Consider the following 19,723-nt stretch of genomic DNA (forward strand, 5'->3'; position numbering starts at 1 on the left):
GCGCCGCGCGGCGGCTCCATCGTCGCGCCAAGGCCCGCGCGGTTCAGTGTGCCGCCGCGCGTTGCTGCATGAACGCTTCGATCTGCGGCAAGGTGATGTAGCCCGCCTTCTGCGTATCGATCTCGTCGAAATGTCTGGCCACCATCGGCATGCCGGCGGCGGCCTGATCCTTCGTGAGCTTGCCGTCGTGCGTAGTGTTGGCGTTCGCAAAGCGCGTTTGCAACTGCTGCACCATGCGCGCCATGCGCTGCGGATTGCCGCCTGGAGCGCCTTGAGTGCCAGGAGTGCCTTGAGCACCTCGAGCACCTTGAGGCGCGGCGGTTTGGGCGAACGTGACGGTGGCTGCGCAGCACAGCAGCACGATAGCGAGCAACTTCTTCATGACTGACTCCTTCGATCGAGCCACCGGGCGTCGCTTGCCGTTTGCCGCGATCCGTTCCGGTAACACAGGCCGAATTCTTCGCGAAGCCCCGCGCCAAGGCAACGTCAGAATCATGTCGACCTATGTCACGAGTCTCATCCATGCGGCGTCGCGCGTGCCGGCAATGCGTGCATCCGATGGATTGATTACGTCCTGATTACGGAAAAAGACTGTGGAACCAGCATAGAACATGCTGTCGCCAGCAATGCCTGGTGAATTCCCGTTGTTGTGAGGAATGTGGAGTCGCCGGGAATAAAGCGGCCGCCCGCCCGGTTATCGAGGAAGAGGAAAAGGAAAGGGAAAGGGAAAAGGAAACGCGCGCGCGATTCGTCCCGACGAATGCGGAACGGCCCTTGCTCGACGTTGTTCGTGACGACTCTTCGGAAAACATCAGATGAACCATCAGGAAATAGACAGGGAGATCGCCCACCTGGAACGCGTATTCGTGGCGATCTCCAACACCGATCGTATTCCGCTGTCCTATTGGCACAATCGTCTGCGCGGGCTGGCGCGGCCCTCGTTGATGCCGACACAACGCGCGCGCGTCGCACGGCTCGCGGAGATATTGCGCCTGCTGAAAGAAGCGGAGGAAGCCATGCGTGCCAAAGCGCCGCTGCGTGCCAGCGGCACGCGGCCATGACGCCGCGTATTCGAACCTGCGGCGCCGCGTTCAAACCCCGCGTGCGCTGTTCAGCCGGTCAGAATCCGCGCGCCGAGCGCGAGCACGAGCGCCGGCAGCATGACCAGCGACCCCACCTTCAGAAACTTCATGAAGCTCACGTCTTCGCCCTCGCGGCGAATCGCGCTGAGCCAGAGAATCATTGCCAGTGAACCGGTAATCGACAGGTTCGGACCCAGATCGACGCCGATCAGAAGCGCGTCGATCACGCGCTCCGGACTGTGTGCCTGCAACACGGTCGAACTGGCAATCAAACCGGCCGGCAGGTTGTTCATCAGATTGCTGCCGATCGCGATGATGCTGCCGGCCCAGCCCGCCGCGGCCAGTTCGTTATGTTGTGCGGCGCGCTGCGTCAGATGGGCCAGCGCCGTGATGACGCCGGTATGATCGAGCATCTCGACGAGCACGAAGAGCGCGGCGACCAGCGGCAGCACGCTCCATGAGATCTCGCGGATCATCAGCAGCGGCGATTTGCGCTCCAGAATCAGCACGATCAGCGCGGTCAGTGCGCCGAGTATCGCGGTGGGCAGGCCAAGCGCAATGTCGAATGCGGAGACCGTCAACAGCACGGCAGCCGTGACCGCGATGCCCGCGAGCGCCACGCGCCCGCTCGACGACAGTTCGAGCGCTTCGAGATTCGCCTCGCAGGTGCCGGCCAGCGCCTCGCGCTGGGTCCAGCGCAACATCACGTAAGTGGCGATGATCGACAGCAGCGACGGCAGCGTGAAGCGCAGCAGCCAGGCGCCGAGCGCGGGCGTGTGATTGCCGTACAGCACGATGTTCGCCGGATTCGAAATTGGCAGCACGAAGCTCGCCGCATTGGCAATGAACGCACAAACGAACAGCAACGGCAACGGATCCGTCTTCGCCTTTCTGGCGGCGGCGAACACGGCCGGCGTGAGAACGACGGCGGTGGCGTCGTTCGACAGAAAAGCGGTGATCACCACGCCGACCAGATAGACGAGCAGGAAGAGCTTGCGCGGCGAGCCCTGGGCGTGGTTGACCGCGAGCACGGCCACCCAGTCGAACAGGCCTTCACGGCGGCCCACTTCCGACAGCAGCATCATGCCGAAGAGAAACAGATAGACGTCGGTGCCCTTGCCGATCGCCTCGATCGCCAGATGCACGGGCAACAGGCCGAGCGACACCAGCAGCACCGCGCCGGCCACGGCCCAGACGGCCTCGGGCCATTTGAACGGCCGGGTGATGACGCCCGCCGTGGCGACGGCGGCGATACCCCAAGACAGAAAAATCGAATTCACACACTTGACCCTGGATTTTTGATTGAGCGCGAGCACGGGGTTCCGCGCCTCGCCTCACGCGCCGCGACATGCACCGGCAGCAGGCGCTCAATTAGCACATTGCGCGCCTGAGACCATGCCGCGGCTCGCGCTTCATGCCGCCCGGTTCACCGCCGCAATGCAGTCGCGCCCGTTGTCCTTCGCACGGTAGAGCTGCGTATCCACCAGATTGACGAAGGCCACCGGATCGTCCGCCTGCGCCGGAATCGTCGTGCCGACGCCGAAGCTGGCGGTCACCGTCTGCCGGAACGGCGAGCGTTCATGCGCGATCTCCTCGGCTGCAATCCGGTCGCGGCAACGCTCGGCCACCTGGCGGGCGGCGTCGGCGCCGGTGTTCGGCAGGATCAGCGCGAACTCTTCGCCGCCGAACCGGCCTACACAGTCGCCCGGCCGCACGGCGCTGCCCAGCACGCCGGCAACCCGTTTCAGACACTCGTCGCCTTGTACGTGGCCGTAGTAATCGTTGTAGGACTTGAAGAAGTCGATATCGACCATGATCAACGAGAGCGGCGCCGCATGACGCAAGGCTGCGGCCCATTCGCGTTGCAGCGTGGTGTCGAACGCGCGGCGATTGCCGACGCCCGTCAGTCCGTCCTTGAACGACAGCGCCTCCAGTTCGCGTTGCAGCGCGGCTACTTTTTCCTCGGCCTTCTTGCGTTCGCTGATATCGAACATGAAGCCGACCAGCGATTGGACTTCGCCATTCGCGTCGCGCACCACATGCACCACGTCGCGCAGCCACACGTATTCGCCCCGGCTCGTCAACGCGCGATAGTCCGCTTCGTGATCGCTGCCCGCCTTCGATTGCGCGACGCAGAATTCGACCACCTTGTCACGGTCGTCCGGATGCATGCGCGCCGCCCAGTCCTGCACGTTTTTCCAGCTCGATGGCGCCCAGCCCAGCAGGGCTTCGATCTGCGGACCGATATAGGCGAACTCCATGGTCGCCCATTCGATCTTCCAAGGAATCGCTTTGGTCGATTCGAGCAAGGTGCGGTAGACAGCCGCGTCATGCTCCATGTAGCCTTCCACCCCGGCTGCGGCAGGCGCCGTTTCGTGCCGCAGAAAATCCGCGCCGGGCGCGATGTGGTTGTTGTCGATTCTGTTCATGGTTCCCAACTCTCCTGGCGGTTCAGGCGGCAAATTACCACAGTGGACGACCTCGCGGCCCCGTTACGGCCGCGGCGCCGTTTTATTCCAGCGACATTAGCGTCACCGATACAACAATGTGTTCTCTTCTGCACGCCTATTCAGTTTTCATTGGCATCCCTACTATCCGCATTTGATCTGCATTCGCCGGCAATGGCCGGCGACCCACGAGCACGAAACCATGACATCCCGCCCTGCCCGTTCAGACCGCTATCACGGCGCCGCGATTACCTTGCACTGGCTGATCGCCGCGTTGATGATCTGCGGCTTCTATATCGGCTGGATCATGACCGATATTCCCGGCTTCACGCCCACCAAGCTGAAGTATTTCTCCTGGCACAAGTGGATCGGCGTGACTGTGTTCGTGCTCGCGGTGGCCCGCGTGCTGTGGCGTGCCACCCACCGCGCGCCGCCGCTCGACAGCGCCACGCCCGTGTGGCAGAAGGCCGCCGCCCATCTCGTGCACGCCGTGCTATACGTGCTGATGCTGGCGATTCCGCTGTCCGGCTACTTCTATAGCTCCGCCGCCGGCATTCAGGTGGTGTATCTCGGCATCGTGCCGCTGCCCACCTTCATCGGCCCGGATCAGGCGCTCAAGGCAACTCTGCGCACCGTTCACGTGCTGCTCAACTACACGTTGCTCGCACTCGTGGCGATGCATGTGGCGGCGGCGCTCAAGCACCAGTTTCTCGACCGCGACGGCCTGCTCGCGCGGATGGTTCCATTCCTCAAGTAACACGCGTAAAGCGCGGGTCAGGGGCGGGTGACGGGAGGGTCACCCCTACATAGCAGACGGACAGCAGGCGATTGGCAACAGCCTGTTGGCAATCTAATTCCCCGCGGTGCGCAATCAACGCACGCGGGTTCGATAGGATGCGTATCACCATGAAATCAAACTTTTACCTCTCCGCTCACCGTGTGACGCTTGCCGGCATCGCGGCCTTCTCGCTGTTCGGCGCAAGCTTCGCACACGCCGATGTCGACACCAGCAAGAGCACCGTCATTGCCACCACGAAGCAGATGAACGTGCCCGTCGACGGCCAGTTCAGGAAGTTCTCGGCGCAACTGAATTTCGATCCGGCCAAACCGACCTCCGGCAGCGCCAATGTGTCGATCGACACGGGCAGCTACGACCTCGGTGCCGACGACTACAACAAGCAGGCCCAGGGCAAGGAATGGTTCGACAGCGCCGCGTACCCGGCCGCGACCTTCGTCTCCAGCGCGATCGCGCCGGCGGGCGGCAATCAGTACAAGATCACCGGCAAGCTCACCATCAAGGGCAAGTCGCAAACCGTCGTGGTGCCGGTCACCATTGCCAGCCAGGGCGCCCTGCAAACCTTCGACGGCTCGTTGCCGATCAGGCGCTCGCAATTCGACGTAGGCACCGGCGAATGGAAAGACACGTCGGTAGTCGCCGACGAAGTCGTCATCAAATTTCACCTCGTCGCTTCGAAGAAATAATCCGAACCGAAGCGTCGCAGCACTTTCTGAAACCTGGAGAACACCTTGAAGAAAAACATTTTGCTCGCCGCAGGCGCGCTGGCCGCCGTATTGTCGTTCAACGCCTCGGCAGCTGACACGTACCAGCTCGACCCGACGCACACCTACCCGAGCTTCGAAACCGACCACTTCGGCGGCATTTCGATCTGGCGCGGCAAGTTCAAGAAGAGCAGCGGCACCGTGGTGCTGGATCGCGCGGCGAAGACCGGCACGGTGGACGTGACGATCGACATGAGCTCGGTGGATATCGGCAACGACAAGCTCGACGCGGAACTGGTCACGGACAAGTTCTTCGACGTTGCCAAGTACCCGAGCGCGACCTACAAGGGCACGCAGATCCGCTTCGACGGCGACAAGCCGGTGGAAGTGATCGGCACGCTGACGATGCACGGCATCACCAAGCCGGTCAATCTGAAGATCGAGTCGTTCAAGTGCTTTGTCAACCCGATGCTCAAGCGTGAAGTGTGCGGCACGGAATCGACCGCGACGTTCAATCGCGATGACTTCGGCGTCGACTTCGGCAAGACTTACGGCTTCAAGATGCAGACCACGCTGCATATTCAGGCCGAAGGCATCAAGCAGTAAGCGCCGGCCTTTTCAGGCCTGCGTGAAGCGGGCTGCCGTTTCCGGGCGGCCCTTGCCAGGGCGGAGCAAGGTACTATTACGGTTTGGCCGTTGTCGTCATCCGTTTTCGCCCTCCCATGAGTTCTGCAAGCCGCCGCATCGCGCACCTCGACATGGACGCGTTCTACGCGTCCGTCGAGCTCCTGCGTTATCCGGAACTGCGTGGCCAGGCGGTGGTGATCGGCGGCGGCCGCAACGGCGTGCCGCAAATACTCGAAGACGGCACCCGCCGCTTCGCGAAACTGCGCGATTACGCGGGCCGCGGCGTGGTGACCACCTCCACTTACGAAGCCCGCGCGCTCGGCGTGTTCTCGGCCATGGGTATGATGAAGGCCGCCATGCTCGCGCCGGACGCCATCCTGCTGCCCACCGACTTCGACTCGTATCGCCACTACTCGCGTCTGTTCAAGGCGGCCGTCGCCACGTTCACGGACCGGATCGAAGACCGCGGCATCGACGAAATCTATATCGATCTGACCGAGTTGCCGGGCGAGCCGCGCGAGATCGCTGCGCGCATCAAACAGGCGGTCAATCAGGCCACCGGACTCACCTGCTCCATTTGCGTGGCGCCGAACAAGCTGCTCGCGAAAATCGGCTCCGAACTCGACAAACCCAACGGCCTCACGATCCTCACCCCGGCCGACGTGCCGCTGCGCGTCTGGCCGCTGCCGGTGCGCAAGGTCAATGGCATCGGGCCGAAGGCCGCGGAAAAGCTGACCGCGCTCGGACTCGCCACGGTCGGCGATCTGGCGGCGGCGGACGCGGGGCTGTTGCAGGACCACTTCGGGCGCAGTTATTCGGCGTGGCTCATGCAGATCGCGCAAGGCTACGACGAGCGGCCGGTGGTGGTCGAATCGGAGCCCAAGTCGATGAGCCGCGAGACGACCTTCGAACGCGATCTGCATCCACGTCACGACCGGCCGGCGCTATCCAGTTCGTTTACCGGCTTGTGCGTGCGGGTGGCGGAGGATCTGGTACGCAAGGGCTACGTGGGGCGCACCGTCGGTATCAAACTGCGCTACGACGATTTCCGCACCGTCACGCGCGATCTGACGCTGGACACGCCAACCGCGGACGCCGCCGAGATCCGGCGCGCGGCAACCGAATGCCTGCGCAGAGTGGAACTGAACCGCAAGCTGCGGCTTCTCGGCGTGCGCGTCAGCGCGTTGACGCCGGCCAACGCGCAGCCGCCGCAACGGCGGCTGCCGGTTCAGGCCGACTTGCCCTTCGCCAGCGACGAATAATCCACCCCCTCAGCCGTCGCGCCTGCATTCGGACGCGCCGCCCGCAGGCCGGCTTCCATCGGCAACGCGGCGACTGAAAACGCGAAGGTGTTGATACCGTGCGCGCTTTGCGCCGACACCGTGCCGCGATGCATCTCCGCAATCGCTTTCACGATCGCCAGACCCAGCCCGTGGTTTTCGCGGCTGTTCGTGCGCGAAACCTCCGCGCGATAGAACCGGTCGAACAGATGTTCGAGCACGTCCGGCGAGATCGGTGCGCCGGGGTTGGCCACCGCGACGCGTACCTGATCCTCTTCACACACGATCGTCACGTTGATTTCCGCACCCGGCTCGCAATGCTGGATCGCGTTCATCAACAGATTCGTGCAGGCACGGCCGAACAGCGAGCGGTTCACGCGCGCCACGGCGTCGCCGCGCAATTGCGCGCGCACCCGCGCTTCTTCGAGCGGAATCTCCAGAAACTCCAGCGTATGCTCGACTTCCGCGGCCAGCGACACTTCGACGAGGCCGGTTGCCCGCTCGCCCTGGTCGGCACGGGCGAGGAACAGCATGTCGTTGATGATCGCCCGCATGCGCTCGAACTCCTCCAGGTTCGATTGCAACGTGTGGCGCAGATCGTCGACCGAACGATTGCGCGTCAATGCCACTTCGGTCTGGCCGATCAGAATCGTCACCGGCGTGCGCAGTTCATGCGCCACATCCGCATTGAACGATTCGAGGCGGCCATATGCGCCGTCCAGCCGCTCGAGCGCACCGTTGAAGGAATTCGCCAGGTCGTTCAGTTCGAGCGGCAGCGAGGCTGTGTTCAGGCGCTGTGAGCGGTTGTTCGGGCTCACGGCAGAAGCGTCGCGCGTGAGACGCGTGAGCGGCGCGAGGCCGAGCCGCGTCACCGAGTAACTGAGCAACAGTACGGCGAGACTGCCCAGCGCCGACAACGCGGCAAGCGCCGAGCCGAACACGCGCATGGTGCGCACATTGGGCGAATAGCTCGCGGCCACCTGCAATTGCACCGGCGGACGCGCGGCGTAAGCCGGAATTATCACCGTCGAGGTCAGCATGTCCTGGCCGCCGTCGTCCGGCGTCACGCGCGTGTAACCGCCCGGCCAGCTCGTCACCACCGAACCTTCGACCGGCTTGCCGTAATGAAAATATGGATCGGTGCTCGACACCGCATAGACCGTGCTGCCGTCGTGCGGCGTCATGTCGGTGAGCTTTTCACGCGCCATGCGCCACTTTTCCGGCGTCACGGCGTGATAGACGATGATGCGCGCGATCTGCGTGCGATCGTCGAGCGACTCGCGCAGATGGTGTTCGAGTTGCGTGCGCAGCACCAGAAAAAGTCCGGTGCCGACCAGCGTGAAGACGAACAGCGCGACGAACGCGAACATCAACGCGAGGCGCCGGGCGATCGAGCGGTTCATGACTGCTCCGCCTCCTCGCGCACTTCGAGCACGTAACCCATGCCGCGCACGGTGTGCAGCAGCTTGGAGGGGAACGGGCCGTCCAGTTTGGCGCGCAGTCGTTTGATCGCCGTCTCGACCACATTCGTATGACTGTCGAAATTGACGTCCCACACGAGTTCGGTAATCGCGGTCTTCGACAGAATGTCGCCTTGGCGGCGCGCCAGCACGCTGAGCAGCTGGAATTCCTTGGCGGTCAGGTCGAGGCGCACGCCGTCGCGAGTCGCGCGCCGGCCGATCAGATCGACGAACAGATCGCCGACGGAAATCAGCGTCGACTCCTGTGAACGGGTGCGCCGCGCCAGCGCGTGCAAGCGTTCGACCAGTTCGAGGAACGAAAAGGGTTTGGTGAGGTAGTCGTCGGCTCCTTCGCGCAGACCGCGCACGCGGTCGTTCACATGATCGCGCGCGGTGAGCATGATGACCGGTGTCGATTTGCGCATGCGCAGCGCCTTCAGCACGCTGAAGCCGTCGCGTTTGGGCAGCATCACGTCGAGGACGATCACGTCGTAATCGAATTCGGTGGCCAGGTGCATGCCTTCCTCGCCGTCGAGCGCGACGTCGACGACCCAGCCCTGCTCTGTCAAACCGGAGCGCAGGTAGTCCACCACCTTGTGCTCGTCTTCAACAATCAGCAATTTCATGCGCGTCCCCTTGTCTCTACATTATACGAAACGCCTCGTTTTCACCTTGCGTCCCGGCTGCTGCACGATCCACCGGCTCACCGCGCGGGAGCCATCGCCTCCTTCGTGTCGCCGGGCTGAGCGTTCTTCGACATGTCCGGCATGTCCGTGCCGACATCCCAGCCGCCGCCGAGCGCTTTCACGAGCGATACCGAGAGCGTCATCTGCTGGCCGTGAATCTGCACGTCCTGGCGCTCGCTGGTCAGCAGCGACTGCTGCGCGGTGATGACGTCGAGGTAAGCGACGAGGCCGCCCGAATAGCGGTCGTTGGCAAGCGCGAGCAGATGCTGCGCATCCATGACGGCTTCGCGCGACTGTTTCGCCGCGCCGTCCAGCACGGAGAGTCCGGTAATGCCGTCCTGCACCTGCTGGAACGCGGTGAGCACGGTCTGGCGGTAGTTCGCCTCGGTGGCCTTGTAGCCTTCGCTCGCGAACTGCACGTTGGCCGCGCGGCGGCCGCCGTCGAACAACACCTGGCCGACCGCCGCGCCGAGCGTCCACATCAGCGTGGGCGCGCTCAACAGGCTGGCGAACTGCGTGCTTTCCCAACCGATGCTCGGCGCCAGCGTCAGACTCGGGAAAAACGCCGCCTTGGCGACGCCGATCTGCGCATTCGCCGCGGCCATTGCGCGCTCCGCCGAAGCGATATCCGGCCGCCGTTGCAACACGTCGCTGGGCACACCGAGCGGAATCGACGGCACCTGGACATTGACCACGTTGGGCGCGATCGAAAACTGCGGCGCCGGCACGCCGACGAGCGCGGCGATCGCATGCTCGAACTGCGCCCGCTGATTCAGAAGCAGTTGCGCCTGCACGCGGGTCGAGTCGAGCAGCGATTTCTGCTGCAGCACGTCGAGTCCCGACACCGAGCCGAGATCATGTTCCGTCGTGACGTAATCGAGCGCCTTCTGCTGCAGTATCACCGACTGATTCAGCACGTCGATCTCGGCATCGAGTTCGCGCAGCGAAAAGTAGTCAGTGGCGAGATCCGTGGTGAGAACGAGCCGCGCGTTGGCGAGGTCATCCGCCGATTGCTGCGCGGAGGCCACCGAGCCTTCCACCTCCCGACGTATCCGGCCGAATAGATCGGTGTCGTAGTTGATGGTGGGGCCGAGCTGCACGTTGTTCTGCACCGTCGAGGTGGTCGGCGTGCCGTAATTGGTCTGCGGACGGTTCTGCGAAATCCGGAAGCGCGATCCCTGCGCGCCGAGATCGACTTCGGGAATCTGCTGAGCGCGGCTGTTCGCGAGCGTGGCTCTAGCCTGTTCATAGTGCGCGCTGGCCGCTACCAGCGTCTGATTCTGCGCGAGCGCCTGGCTTTCCAGCGCGCCGAGCGTCGAGTCGCCGAACGCGCTCCACCAGTCTGGCGAGATCGGCGCATGGGACGGCACGGCCACGCGCCAGTACGAATCGGTTTGCCACGTGGGCGGCACCTCGGCCTGCGGCCGCTGATAGTTGGGTCCGACCGTGCACGCGGCCAGCAGCGCCGTGCTCGCGAGCGTCGTTATCGCGCGCCTCGTGGCCACGAGCTTCACGACGCCCCCTTGCCGTTGGCCTGTGGTTGCTGGATCTGCACATGATCGCCGTCCGCGATCGAATCGCTCGGGTTGATGATGATCCTGTCGCTCGCCTCGACCCCGCTTTCGATCTCGAGCTGCTGTCCGAGATCCCGCGCGATGACGATCTTATGCAACTGCACGTTGCCGTTCGCGTCGACCACCGCAACGCGCGGACCTTCGGCGCGGAACAGCAGCGCGTTGCCCGGCACCATCAATTGCGCGTGTGCGACTGCCGGCACCGCGACCTGTACGTATGCACCCGGGCGCAGCTTGTCGTCCGGATTAGGCAGCGTCACTTCGATCTGCAGCGAACGGGTGGGCACGTCGATCGCGCCGGAAATGTGCGTGATCGTGCCGTGGAATTGCTGGCCCGGCAGTTCCGCCTGCGTGACCACCACCTTCTGTCCGACCGACACGTTTTGCGCGTACGCCTGCGGCAATTGCACATAAACGCGCAGCGGGTCCGACTGCGCGAGCGCGAACAGCGCGCGGCTCGTGCCGCTGCCCGCGTCGATCAGGTCGCCCACATCCACATTGCGCTGCGTGACCACACCCGCGAACGGCGCGACGATGCGCTTGAACGATTCGAGTTGCTGCAGGCGTTTGACGTTGGCGTCGGCCGCGGCGAGATTCGCGACGTCCTGCGTATAAGTGCTCTGGCGTTCGTCGAGCTCCTGTTGCGAGACCGCATCGCGCTGACGCAGTTGCTGCCAGCGTTCCAGCGAGCTTTTGGCGAGGCCGAGGCTCGAACTGGTTTGCTGGCGCTGCGCCAGGGCCTGCGCGAGTTCCTGATCGATTTCCGGCGTATCCAGATCGGCGAGCAGTTGCCCCTGTTTGACACGCGTGCCGATATCCGCGTACCAGTGCAGCAGATAACCCGTGGAGCGCGCGTAGATCGGCGATTCGACGTAACCGCGCAGCGTACCCGGCAGCAACGTATTGCCGCCGCCTTCGGCCTGTGTCGGGCTCACCACGTTCACGTACTGCGTGGCGTTCTGCTTCGTTGTCTCCGCCACCGAACGGTTTTGCATTACGTTCGCGATCACCGTGCGCAACGCGCCGACGGCGAGCAGCGCCAGCACGATCCAGACGGCAATTTTGGCGCGCTTCCATTCGCGATGGCGCGGCGGCAAGGCGTGGCCGCCTTCGGTCTCTCGCGAGGGAATCGCTAGCGATGCGTGAGTTTTTTCGGTCATCTCAGTCAGCTATCTCGGTCAGCCGTCAATTAACTTTACGCGGGCCTGGCGGCGTCGCCGTGGTCCGGCGCGGGGCCGTCGTGGCCGTCGCCGTCGGAACCCGTGTGATTCGCGCCACCATCGTCACCGTCGTCGCGGTGGCGGCGTGCGAGGCGGGTGTGAATGGCCGCGAACACGAGGGGCACGAAAAACAGCGTGGACACCGTGGCGAACAGCAATCCGCCGATCACCGCGCGGCCAAGCGGCGCATTCTGCTCGGCGCCTTCGCCGAGACCGAGCGCCATCGGAATCATGCCGATGATCATCGCGAAGGCGGTCATCAGCACCGGCCTGATCCGGCTTGCACCGGCTTCGAGCGCGGCGGTCAACGGCGGTGCACCGGCGGAAAGCCGCTGGCGCGCGAACGCCACCATCAGAATACTGTTGGCGGTGGCCACGCCCATCGTCATGATCGCGCCGGTCAAGGCCGGCACGCTCAGATGCGTGCCGGTCAGGAACAGCATCCACACAATGCCCGCGAGTGCCGCGGGCAACGCGCTGACGATAATCAGCGGATCGACCCACGACTGGAAATTCACCACGATCAACAGATACACCAGCACGATCGCCATCGCCACGCCGACTCCCAGACCGAAGAACGAACTGCGCATGGTCTGCACCTGGCCGCGCACGGTGATCTGGCTGCCGCGCGGCAGCGACGCGCGCATGTTGTCCACGAGCTTGTCGACCTGGTTCGCCACGCTGCCCAGATCGCGCTTCTCGACGCTCACGTACAGGTCGATCACCGGCCTGATGTTGTAGTGCGTGACTTCCGCGAACTGGGTTTGCGGCGAGACCCGCACGAGGTTGCCGAGCAATTGCGTCGGCCCGTTGGCCGAACCCGATACCGGCGTGCGCAACAGTTCATCGATCGACGACACCTGATACTGCGGCGTCTGCACGGCCACGCTGTATTCCACGCCGTTCCTGTTGTTGAACCAGAAACCCGGCGACGTCTGCGAACTGCCCGACAGGGAAATGAGCACGTTTTGCGCCACGTTGCTCGCACTCAGATTGAGTTGCTGCAACCGCGTGCGATCCATCTGCAGATTGATCGCCGGTTCGTCCAGTTTCTGCTGGATGTGCGTATCCACCGTGCCGGGAATCTGGCGCACCTGTTTCAGCAGTTTGCGCGCGACGTCGAAGTTACCCTCCTGATTCGCCCCGGAAATCTGCACGTCCACCGCGGCGGGCAAGCCGAAGTTGAGAATCTGCGTGACGATGTCGGCCGGCTGAAAGAAGAACTCGACGCCCGGAAATCGCTGCGGCAGGATGGCGCGCAGTTTGTCCATGTAGATTTGCGACGGCTTGTGGTCTTCTTTGAGCGCCACCTGAATCTCGCCGTCGAGCGTGCCGATCGTGCCCGCATTGCTATACGAGAGATTGATGCCGCTATAGGGCAAACCGAGGTTGTCGAGAATCGTGCCGAGTTCGTTCGCGGGCACGACCTCGCGGATCACGTTTTCGACTTCGTCGGCCAGACGCGCGGTTTCCTCGATACGGGTGCCGGTCGGCGCGCGCATGTGCAGGCGAATGTCGCCGGCATCCACGCTTGGAAAGAAGTCTTCGCCGAGCACGAAAATCAGGCCCATCGACACCACGCAGAAGCCGAGGAACACGCTGCCGAACATGCCGCGGCGCACCAGCACGCTGCTGAGAATCATGATGTAGGCGGCACGCATGCTCTCGAAACCGCGATCGAAGCGGTGATAGAGGCGCATGAACAGATTCGGCTTCGCGCCCGGCTTCGGCTTGTGGGCGTGCCCCATCAGCAGCATCGCGAGGGTCGGTACCAGCGTGCGCGACAGAACGTACGAAGCCAGCATCGCGAACACCACCGCTTCGGCGAGCGGCACGAACAGATAGCGCGCCACGCCGGTCAGGAAGAACATCGGCACGAACACGATACAGATACAGAGTGTGGACACCAGCGCGGGAATCGCGATTTCGCCCGCGCCGTCGAGAATCGCATCGTGCAGATTCGTGCCCATGTGCAGATGCCGTTCGATGTTCTCGATCGTGACCGTGGCATCGTCCACCAGAATCCCGACCGCGAGGGCGAGACCGCCGAGCGTCATGATGTTGATCGTCTGCCCGAGCGCGTGAAGCGCGATCAGCGACGACAGGATCGACAGCGGAATCGAGATCGCGATGATGCAGGTGCTGCGCCAGTTGCCGAGAAACAGCAGAATCATCGCGGCGGTCAGCGCGGCGGCCACCAGCGCCTCGCGCACCACGCCCTGCACTGCCGCTTTCACGAACACCGACTGATCGAATAGCGGCGTGATCTTCAGATCCGGCGGCAGCGCCGCTTGCGCAGCCGGCAGCAGCCCACGCAGCGAATCGACGATCGAGAGCGTCGATGCACTGCCGTTCTTGAGCACCGACATCAGCACGCCGCGATGGCCGTCCTGCCGCACGATGTTGGTCTGCGGCGAGTAACCGTCGCGCACGTGCGCGACTTCGCGCAGATACGTCGTGGCGCCGTTGAGCGTGCGGACCGGAATATCGTTGAGCCCTTCCACCGTGGCGGGCGAGCCGTTCATGTTGATCGTGTATTCCTTCGGCCCGATCTTCGCCGTGCCGGTCGGCAGGATCAGGTTTTGCGCGTTGAACGCGCTCACCACGTCGGAGGGTGTCAGGCCTTTTGCAAGCAGCGCGCGCGTGTCCAGATCGACGGAGATCAGCCGCGATTTGCCGCCATAAGGGTATGGCACCGCCGCGCCCGGAATCGTCACGAGCTGCGGACGCAGAAAGTTCAGCGCCGTGTCGTTGAGCGCCTGCTCGGAAAGCTTCGGACTCGACAGACCGAGCTGGATCACCGGAATGCTGGAGGCCGAGTAGCTGATCACCAGCGGCGGGGTGGCACCTGGCGGCATCTGCTTCAACTGCGCCTGCTCGACGGCCACCGTTTGCGCGATGGCGCTCTGGATGTTCGCCGTCGGCTGCAAAAACACCTTCAGGATCGTAATGCCCGCGAGCGATTGCGATTCGATGTGTTCGATGTCGTTGACCGTGGTGGTCAGACTGCGCTCGTTCACCGACGTGATGCGGTTGGCCATGTCCTGAGCCGACAAGCCCGTGTAGGTCCAGATGATACTGACCACCGGAATATTGATTTCCGGCAGCACGTCGACCGGTGTGGTCAACAGTACGAATGGCGTCGCCAGCAAAATCAGAATGGCCATCACGATGAACGTGTATGGCCGTTTAAGCGCAACGTTGACGATCCACATGAAACGTGCCCGAGAGAATGCAGGTAAGGGGTGGGGGAATCAGCGCCTATGCTAGATCGATAGCACCAACGCCTGCATGGCGCGAAAATGGCGGGATTGTCAGGAAGGCCAATGTAAGGAAAGTGGGCACCTGAACTGCGCTGCGGTTTGCCGAAAAGCAAACGTTTGATGGCTGAAGATAGCCGAGGTTGAGGTGTTGCTCAATGCCAGGTCCCGCGAAGGCATCGCGGGACATCGCACAGATTGATTTGCGCAAAGCAAATACTTCGCGCTTGTTGAAAGCTTAGTCGATCACCGCGTAATTGCCATATTGCCGACATGTTCGGCAAAAGCGGTTCCGGTGTTTATTGCGGCGCGACCGCGAGTCGCCGGCGTCACTTGGCAAACAACGACGACATGTCGGCAAACGCCTTGAATTCCAGCGCATTGCCCGACGGATCGAGGAAGAACATGGTGGCCTGCTCGCCGACTTCGCCCTTGAAACGCACGTGCGGCTCGATGATGAAATCGATGCCCGCTTTCTGCAGCTTGTCGGCGGCGGCCTGCCATTGCGGCATGGAAAGCACCGCGCCGAAATGGCGGACCGGCACGGCGTCGCCGTCGACCTTGCTGGTTTGACGGTGGCCGGCTTCTTCAGGCGCAAGATGGGCGACGATCTGGTGGCCGTAGAAATTGAAATCGACCCACCCGTCCGAACTGCGCCCTTCCGGACAGCCCAGCAGCTCGCCGTAAAACTCGCGCGCGGCGGCAAGGCTATGAACAGGAAATGCCAGGTGGAACGGCGGCAAGACGGTGTCGGCAACGCTCATGATGGGGAAACTCGCTGATTGGAATTAGGTTGAACGCGCAGGCACTCCGGGCCACACGCGTGAGGCCAAGTTTAGCCATGACTAAAAATCGTAAAAAACGATATATATTTGATCTGACCAACACCAAAATCGATCAATCGATCATGCTGAGCGAACTCAAGACTTTCATTGCCGTATGCCAGTACGGCACGTTTTCCGGCGCCGGCGCACGAATCGGCCTCACGCAATCCGCCGTGAGCGCGCAGATGCAGCGGCTCGAAGAAGAACTCGGCTTTGCGCTGTTCGACCGTACCGGCCGCTCCGCCACGCTCAACGACGCCGGCCGCGAAACGCTCGCGCTCGCCGAAGAGATGATGACGCTATACGCCCGGCTCTCCGAACGCGGCGCGGTCGCGGCGGAAAGCGGCATGCTGCGGGTAGGCGCCATTGCGTCCGCGCAGGTGTCGTTTCTCGCCGATGCGCTGGCGCGCTTTCGCAACGACCGGCCCGGCTGGCGAATTCGCGTCGTGCCCGGTGTGTCGCTGGGCTTGCTGGGGCAGGTGGATTCCGGCGAACTGGATCTGGCCGTCATCATCAAACCGCCGTTCGCGCTGCCGTCCGAACTCGAATGGCGCACGCTCGTCGCCGAGCCGTTCGTGCTGCTCGTGCCCAAAGTGCTCGCGCGCGGCAAGGGTAATGCGCGGTCATGGCGCGAACTGCTGCGCAGCGAGCCGTTTATCCGCTACGATCGCACCTCGTTCGGCGGCAGGCTGGTCGATCGCTTTCTACGGCGTTCGCGGCTGAACGTGCACGACGTGATCGAACTGGACGAATTGCAGGGCATCGTGCAACTGGTCGCGCGCGGCATCGGCGTAGCGCTGATTCCGAATAGCGCGGGACTCGGCAAGTGGCCCGCCAGCGTCGCCGCGCTCGAACTCGGTGAAGCGGCTTTTCAGCGGGAGATCGGGCTCGTGCAGCGTCCACGGCATAGCCGGCAGGCTGTGGCGGGCGGGCTCGCCGATTGCATCGGCATGGCGGCGGGCGCGTGAGCATGATCGCCGTGACGACTGAAGCGGAGAAGCGAACACGATGAGCGGCGGTAATGAAGTGAACCCGGCGGCGCAACGCTCGACCCGACAAAAGCGGTTCTATCTGGCGGGTGTGGCGGCATTCGTGACCGGTTTGATCGCGGCAGTGATCATCTACGCCATGGCGCCGCCGCCGGACAGTGCGGTCTCCATGTACAGCGTGGCCGATCCACGCTATCAGATCGAATTGCAACGCATCGGCGGCAATGCGGCGGTGCTGATGGCGCAGTTGCATCAGTGGTTCGACGGCCTCTGGCACGGCACGGCGCTCGCTTATACGGTGGCCGTGCTGGGCGCAGCCGTCGCGGGCGCATGCTTCTTTATCGGTTATTTCTTCGCTCACGAAGAACCGCAACGCTAAAACGCGCCACAGGTCCGCACAACGCTTGCGCTTACGCGGCTCTTCAGGTGCCGGTCGGATTCACCACGCCGGCCGCGCGCAGCGCCTCGTGCAAGGTGTTGAAAATGCAACTTGCGTCGATGATCGGTGTGATGCCGTGCCGGTCCATGTCCGAGCGCAAATACCGGTTCACACGCGCAAAGAACACCTCGATGCCGGCGTGCTTCAATGCCGCGCACAACTCGCCGACCGAGCGCGCCGCCGAATAGTCGATATCGGTGATCGCGCTCGCGTCGATCACGAAACAACGCACTTTGGTGGGCGCCTGGTCGATCAGGCGACGGGCGTCGTCGACGAAAAAGTGGTCGTTCGCGTAAAACAGATCGGCGCCGAAGCGATAAACGATCAGGCCCGGCGTGGTCTGCATGCCGGGCACGGCGGGCTCGGGAACCCAAACGCCGTTGTCGCCGGGGACGAGAATCATGGTATGCGGACGGTAGCTGTGCCGTACGTGGCGCAGCAGCGATAGCGCCACCGCCACCAGGATGCCGTGCTCGACGCCGATCAGCACCACCGCCGCCGCAGTGAACACGGCCAGCGCGAATTCGCCGGGGCTTTCGCGGCGAATCGCAAACAAGCTCCGCAGATTGATCAGGCCGATGGCGATCGTAAACACGATGCTGGCGAGAATGCAGTGCGGCAGATACTGCAGGAATCGGCTGAAGAACAGCAGCACCGCGACCACCACTGCCGCGAACACCAATTGCGCGAACTGACTGCGCGTGCCGGCGAGATCCGCCATCGCGGTTTGCGTCGGGCTGCCGTTCACCACGAACGCGCCTGAAAATGCGGCCGCCGCGTTCGCCGCGGCGATTCCCAGCAGATCGGCGTTGGTATCGACCGATTCGTGATAACGCTCGGCGAACACGCGACTCGCGGCGGCGCTTTGCGCCACGATCATCACGAAGCACGAAGCCGCGACAGGCAGCAGATCGAGCACCTGCTGCCATGTCACCTGCGGCATGCGCAGCGGCGGCAATCCGCCCGCCACCGGGCCGAGTACGGCAATCCCGTGGGCCGAAAAATGGTAGAGATCGCTCGCGGCGATACCCGCCACCACCGCGATCAACGGCACCGGCAGGCGTGGCTTGATGCGTTTGAAAGCGAGCGTGGCGCCGACCACCAGCAGTGAAATGGCAAGCGTCGGCCAATGTATCTGCGCCGTTTCGCGCACCACCAGCATGAGTTGATCGACGCTGCGCGAGGCACGACCGGGCACGCCGGACATGTCGCCCAGCATGCTGATGCCGACCTGCACGCCGACCCCGGCGAGAAAACCCACCAGCACGGTACGCGACAGGAAGTCGGCCAGAAAACCCAGTTTGAAAATCCGTGCGACGAGTAGCAACGCGGCGGTCAGCAAGGCGACCATCGCGGCGAGCGCGGCATATTCGGCGCTGGACGCTGGCGCCATGCTGGAAAGCCGGCTCGCGAAAATGGTGGCGGTCGCGGAATCGGCGGCCACGACGAGGTGCCGCGAGGCGCCGAAGAATGCAAAGGCGATCAGCGGCAGAAAAACGGTGTACAGGCCCGTCACGGCCGGCATGCCGGCAATGCGCGCATAGCCCAGCACTTGCGGAATATCCATCGACGCAAGCTGCACGCCGGCCAGCGCATCGCGCGCCGCCGCTGCATGATTCAGAGGAAGGATGCCCTTCAGCACGCCGGCACGCGCCGTGATACTCGTCAGAAAATCCCGCATACGCGATACTGCCCTAATCTCAGGTTATCGCGCATCGTGCCGCGACTCGGCACTCAAAGGCAAGACTTATAGCCGGACCGGCTCACGAAAACAGCACACCGCAGCGCACGGCCGGCGGCGCTGCGGAAAACACCCAACTGGCGGATTCAACGCTTGAATTGTCCCGTCACCGGATCGACGTGCCGCGCGAAACCAAACAACGCGGCGATGCAGATCGGGCAGGCGATGAAGAACACGGCCAACATCTCGCACCCCGTAACATATTGTTACCAGCAAGTTTAAGCGATCGGCATGCGAATTGAATGAGGGAAAACGGCAAATCAGTGTATCGACGGCTACAACAATCTCACGAGCGGCAGCGGTCGTATAGCGCTAAATGCCGGCAGAAAATGCGGCATAAAGCGTAGGAAACCGTATGTTCCACTACGCGCTCCGATACGCAAACGCTTGCGAGCCCTTCCGCCTCTCGCCAGTCGCATGTCGACCGCACACAGCGCTATCTCGCAATTAGACGGACGCTTCTACTCGCGCGAGCACGCGTTGCATTATTCAGGGGTGATCTGACCGCATTTGCGGCCCACGCAAGGGCTGTTTCCATGCTCTCCGCGCTCTCCCCGTATAATCCGGCATGATCCGAATCCCGCACCACCCGCC

17 protein-coding genes are annotated in these 19,723 nt (G+C 63.2%); 7 read left to right on the plus strand and 10 right to left on the minus strand.

The features are described 5' to 3' along the window. Positions 1 to 43: 43 nt before the first annotated feature. The gene (locus NE850_RS05195) at positions 44 to 382 is read right to left on the minus strand and encodes a hypothetical protein (protein WP_007176732.1); all 339 of its coding nucleotides are present in this window, start codon (positions 380 to 382) and stop codon (positions 44 to 46) included. Between the two features lie 433 nt (positions 383 to 815). On the opposite strand from NE850_RS05195, the gene NE850_RS05200 reads away from it, so the two are divergent. Further along, a complete protein-coding gene (locus NE850_RS05200) occupies positions 816 to 1,061 on the plus strand; it encodes a hypothetical protein (RefSeq protein WP_007176731.1) in 246 nt (81 codons plus the stop codon). A gap of 50 nt (positions 1,062 to 1,111) precedes the next feature. Here NE850_RS05200 and NE850_RS05205 read toward each other — a convergent pair whose 3' ends face one another. Both NE850_RS05205 and NE850_RS05210 read right to left on the minus strand, forming a co-directional pair. Further along, positions 1,112 to 2,362, minus strand: a complete 1,251-nt coding sequence (locus tag NE850_RS05205) for an arsenic transporter (protein WP_310698504.1) — start codon at positions 2,360 to 2,362, stop codon at positions 1,112 to 1,114. Between the two features lie 132 nt (positions 2,363 to 2,494). Then, positions 2,495 to 3,511: a sensor domain-containing diguanylate cyclase gene (locus NE850_RS05210; RefSeq protein WP_007176729.1), complete on the minus strand. Its 1,017-nt coding sequence runs from the start codon at positions 3,509 to 3,511 to the stop codon at positions 2,495 to 2,497. Positions 3,512 to 3,731: 220 nt separating this feature from the next. On the opposite strand from NE850_RS05210, the gene NE850_RS05215 reads away from it, so the two are divergent. The 4 genes from NE850_RS05215 to dinB all read left to right on the plus strand — a co-directional run bounded on the left by NE850_RS05215 (position 3,732) and on the right by dinB (position 6,918). Next, on the plus strand, positions 3,732 to 4,286 hold the full coding sequence (locus tag NE850_RS05215; protein WP_007176728.1) for a cytochrome b: 555 nt from the start codon (positions 3,732 to 3,734) through the stop codon (positions 4,284 to 4,286). A gap of 149 nt (positions 4,287 to 4,435) precedes the next feature. Continuing rightward, positions 4,436 to 5,011, plus strand: a complete 576-nt coding sequence (locus NE850_RS05220) for a YceI family protein (protein WP_007176727.1) — start codon at positions 4,436 to 4,438, stop codon at positions 5,009 to 5,011. Positions 5,012 to 5,056: 45 nt separating this feature from the next. Further along, positions 5,057 to 5,635 carry a YceI family protein gene (locus NE850_RS05225; RefSeq protein ID WP_007176726.1) on the plus strand — a complete coding sequence of 193 codons (579 nt, stop codon included), beginning with the start codon at positions 5,057 to 5,059 and terminating at the stop codon, positions 5,633 to 5,635. Positions 5,636 to 5,751: 116 nt separating this feature from the next. Further along, entirely contained in the window at positions 5,752 to 6,918 is a 1,167-nt protein-coding gene (gene dinB / locus NE850_RS05230; protein WP_165188102.1) for a DNA polymerase IV, read from the plus strand. Here dinB and NE850_RS05235 read toward each other — a convergent pair. The 6 genes from NE850_RS05235 to NE850_RS05260 form a co-directional block, all read right to left on the minus strand. Beyond that, positions 6,885 to 8,339 carry a heavy metal sensor histidine kinase gene (locus tag NE850_RS05235; protein ID WP_310698505.1) on the minus strand — a complete coding sequence of 485 codons (1,455 nt, stop codon included), beginning with the start codon at positions 8,337 to 8,339 and terminating at the stop codon, positions 6,885 to 6,887. The two genes, dinB and NE850_RS05235, sit on opposite strands and share 34 nt — an antisense overlap. Further along, positions 8,336 to 9,022 carry a heavy metal response regulator transcription factor gene (locus tag NE850_RS05240; RefSeq protein ID WP_007176723.1) on the minus strand — a complete coding sequence of 229 codons (687 nt, stop codon included), beginning with the start codon at positions 9,020 to 9,022 and terminating at the stop codon, positions 8,336 to 8,338. The genes NE850_RS05235 and NE850_RS05240 overlap by 4 nt, the downstream gene beginning before the upstream one ends. A gap of 77 nt (positions 9,023 to 9,099) precedes the next feature. Continuing rightward, a complete protein-coding gene (locus tag NE850_RS05245) occupies positions 9,100 to 10,596 on the minus strand; it encodes an efflux transporter outer membrane subunit (protein ID WP_007176722.1) in 1,497 nt (498 codons plus the stop codon). Then, positions 10,593 to 11,816: an efflux RND transporter periplasmic adaptor subunit gene (locus NE850_RS05250; protein WP_007176721.1), complete on the minus strand. Its 1,224-nt coding sequence runs from the start codon at positions 11,814 to 11,816 to the stop codon at positions 10,593 to 10,595. Before NE850_RS05250 ends, NE850_RS05245 begins: the two co-directional genes overlap by 4 nt. A 35-nt stretch (positions 11,817 to 11,851) precedes the next feature. Then, the gene (locus NE850_RS05255) at positions 11,852 to 15,091 is read right to left on the minus strand and encodes an efflux RND transporter permease subunit (protein ID WP_310698506.1); all 3,240 of its coding nucleotides are present in this window, start codon (positions 15,089 to 15,091) and stop codon (positions 11,852 to 11,854) included. Between the two features lie 374 nt (positions 15,092 to 15,465). Further along, a complete protein-coding gene (locus NE850_RS05260) occupies positions 15,466 to 15,900 on the minus strand; it encodes a VOC family protein (protein ID WP_310698507.1) in 435 nt (144 codons plus the stop codon). A gap of 143 nt (positions 15,901 to 16,043) precedes the next feature. On the opposite strand from NE850_RS05260, the gene NE850_RS05265 reads away from it, so the two are divergent. Continuing rightward, positions 16,044 to 16,928: a LysR family transcriptional regulator gene (locus tag NE850_RS05265; RefSeq protein ID WP_035517113.1), complete on the plus strand. Its 885-nt coding sequence runs from the start codon at positions 16,044 to 16,046 to the stop codon at positions 16,926 to 16,928. Between the two features lie 40 nt (positions 16,929 to 16,968). Beyond that, positions 16,969 to 17,328 (plus strand): hypothetical protein, encoded by a 360-nt coding sequence (locus NE850_RS05270; RefSeq protein WP_007176717.1) that lies wholly within the window; start codon positions 16,969 to 16,971, stop codon positions 17,326 to 17,328. 43 nt (positions 17,329 to 17,371) lie between these two features. Here the strand turns inward: NE850_RS05270 and NE850_RS05275 are convergent, their stop codons facing one another. Continuing rightward, positions 17,372 to 19,069 (minus strand): SulP family inorganic anion transporter, encoded by a 1,698-nt coding sequence (locus NE850_RS05275; protein ID WP_007176716.1) that lies wholly within the window; start codon positions 19,067 to 19,069, stop codon positions 17,372 to 17,374. Positions 19,070 to 19,723 lie beyond the last annotated feature (654 nt).

It is taken from the genome of Paraburkholderia sp. USG1 (genome assembly GCF_031570135.1).
Lineage (GTDB): Bacteria > Pseudomonadota > Gammaproteobacteria > Burkholderiales > Burkholderiaceae > Paraburkholderia > Paraburkholderia dioscoreae.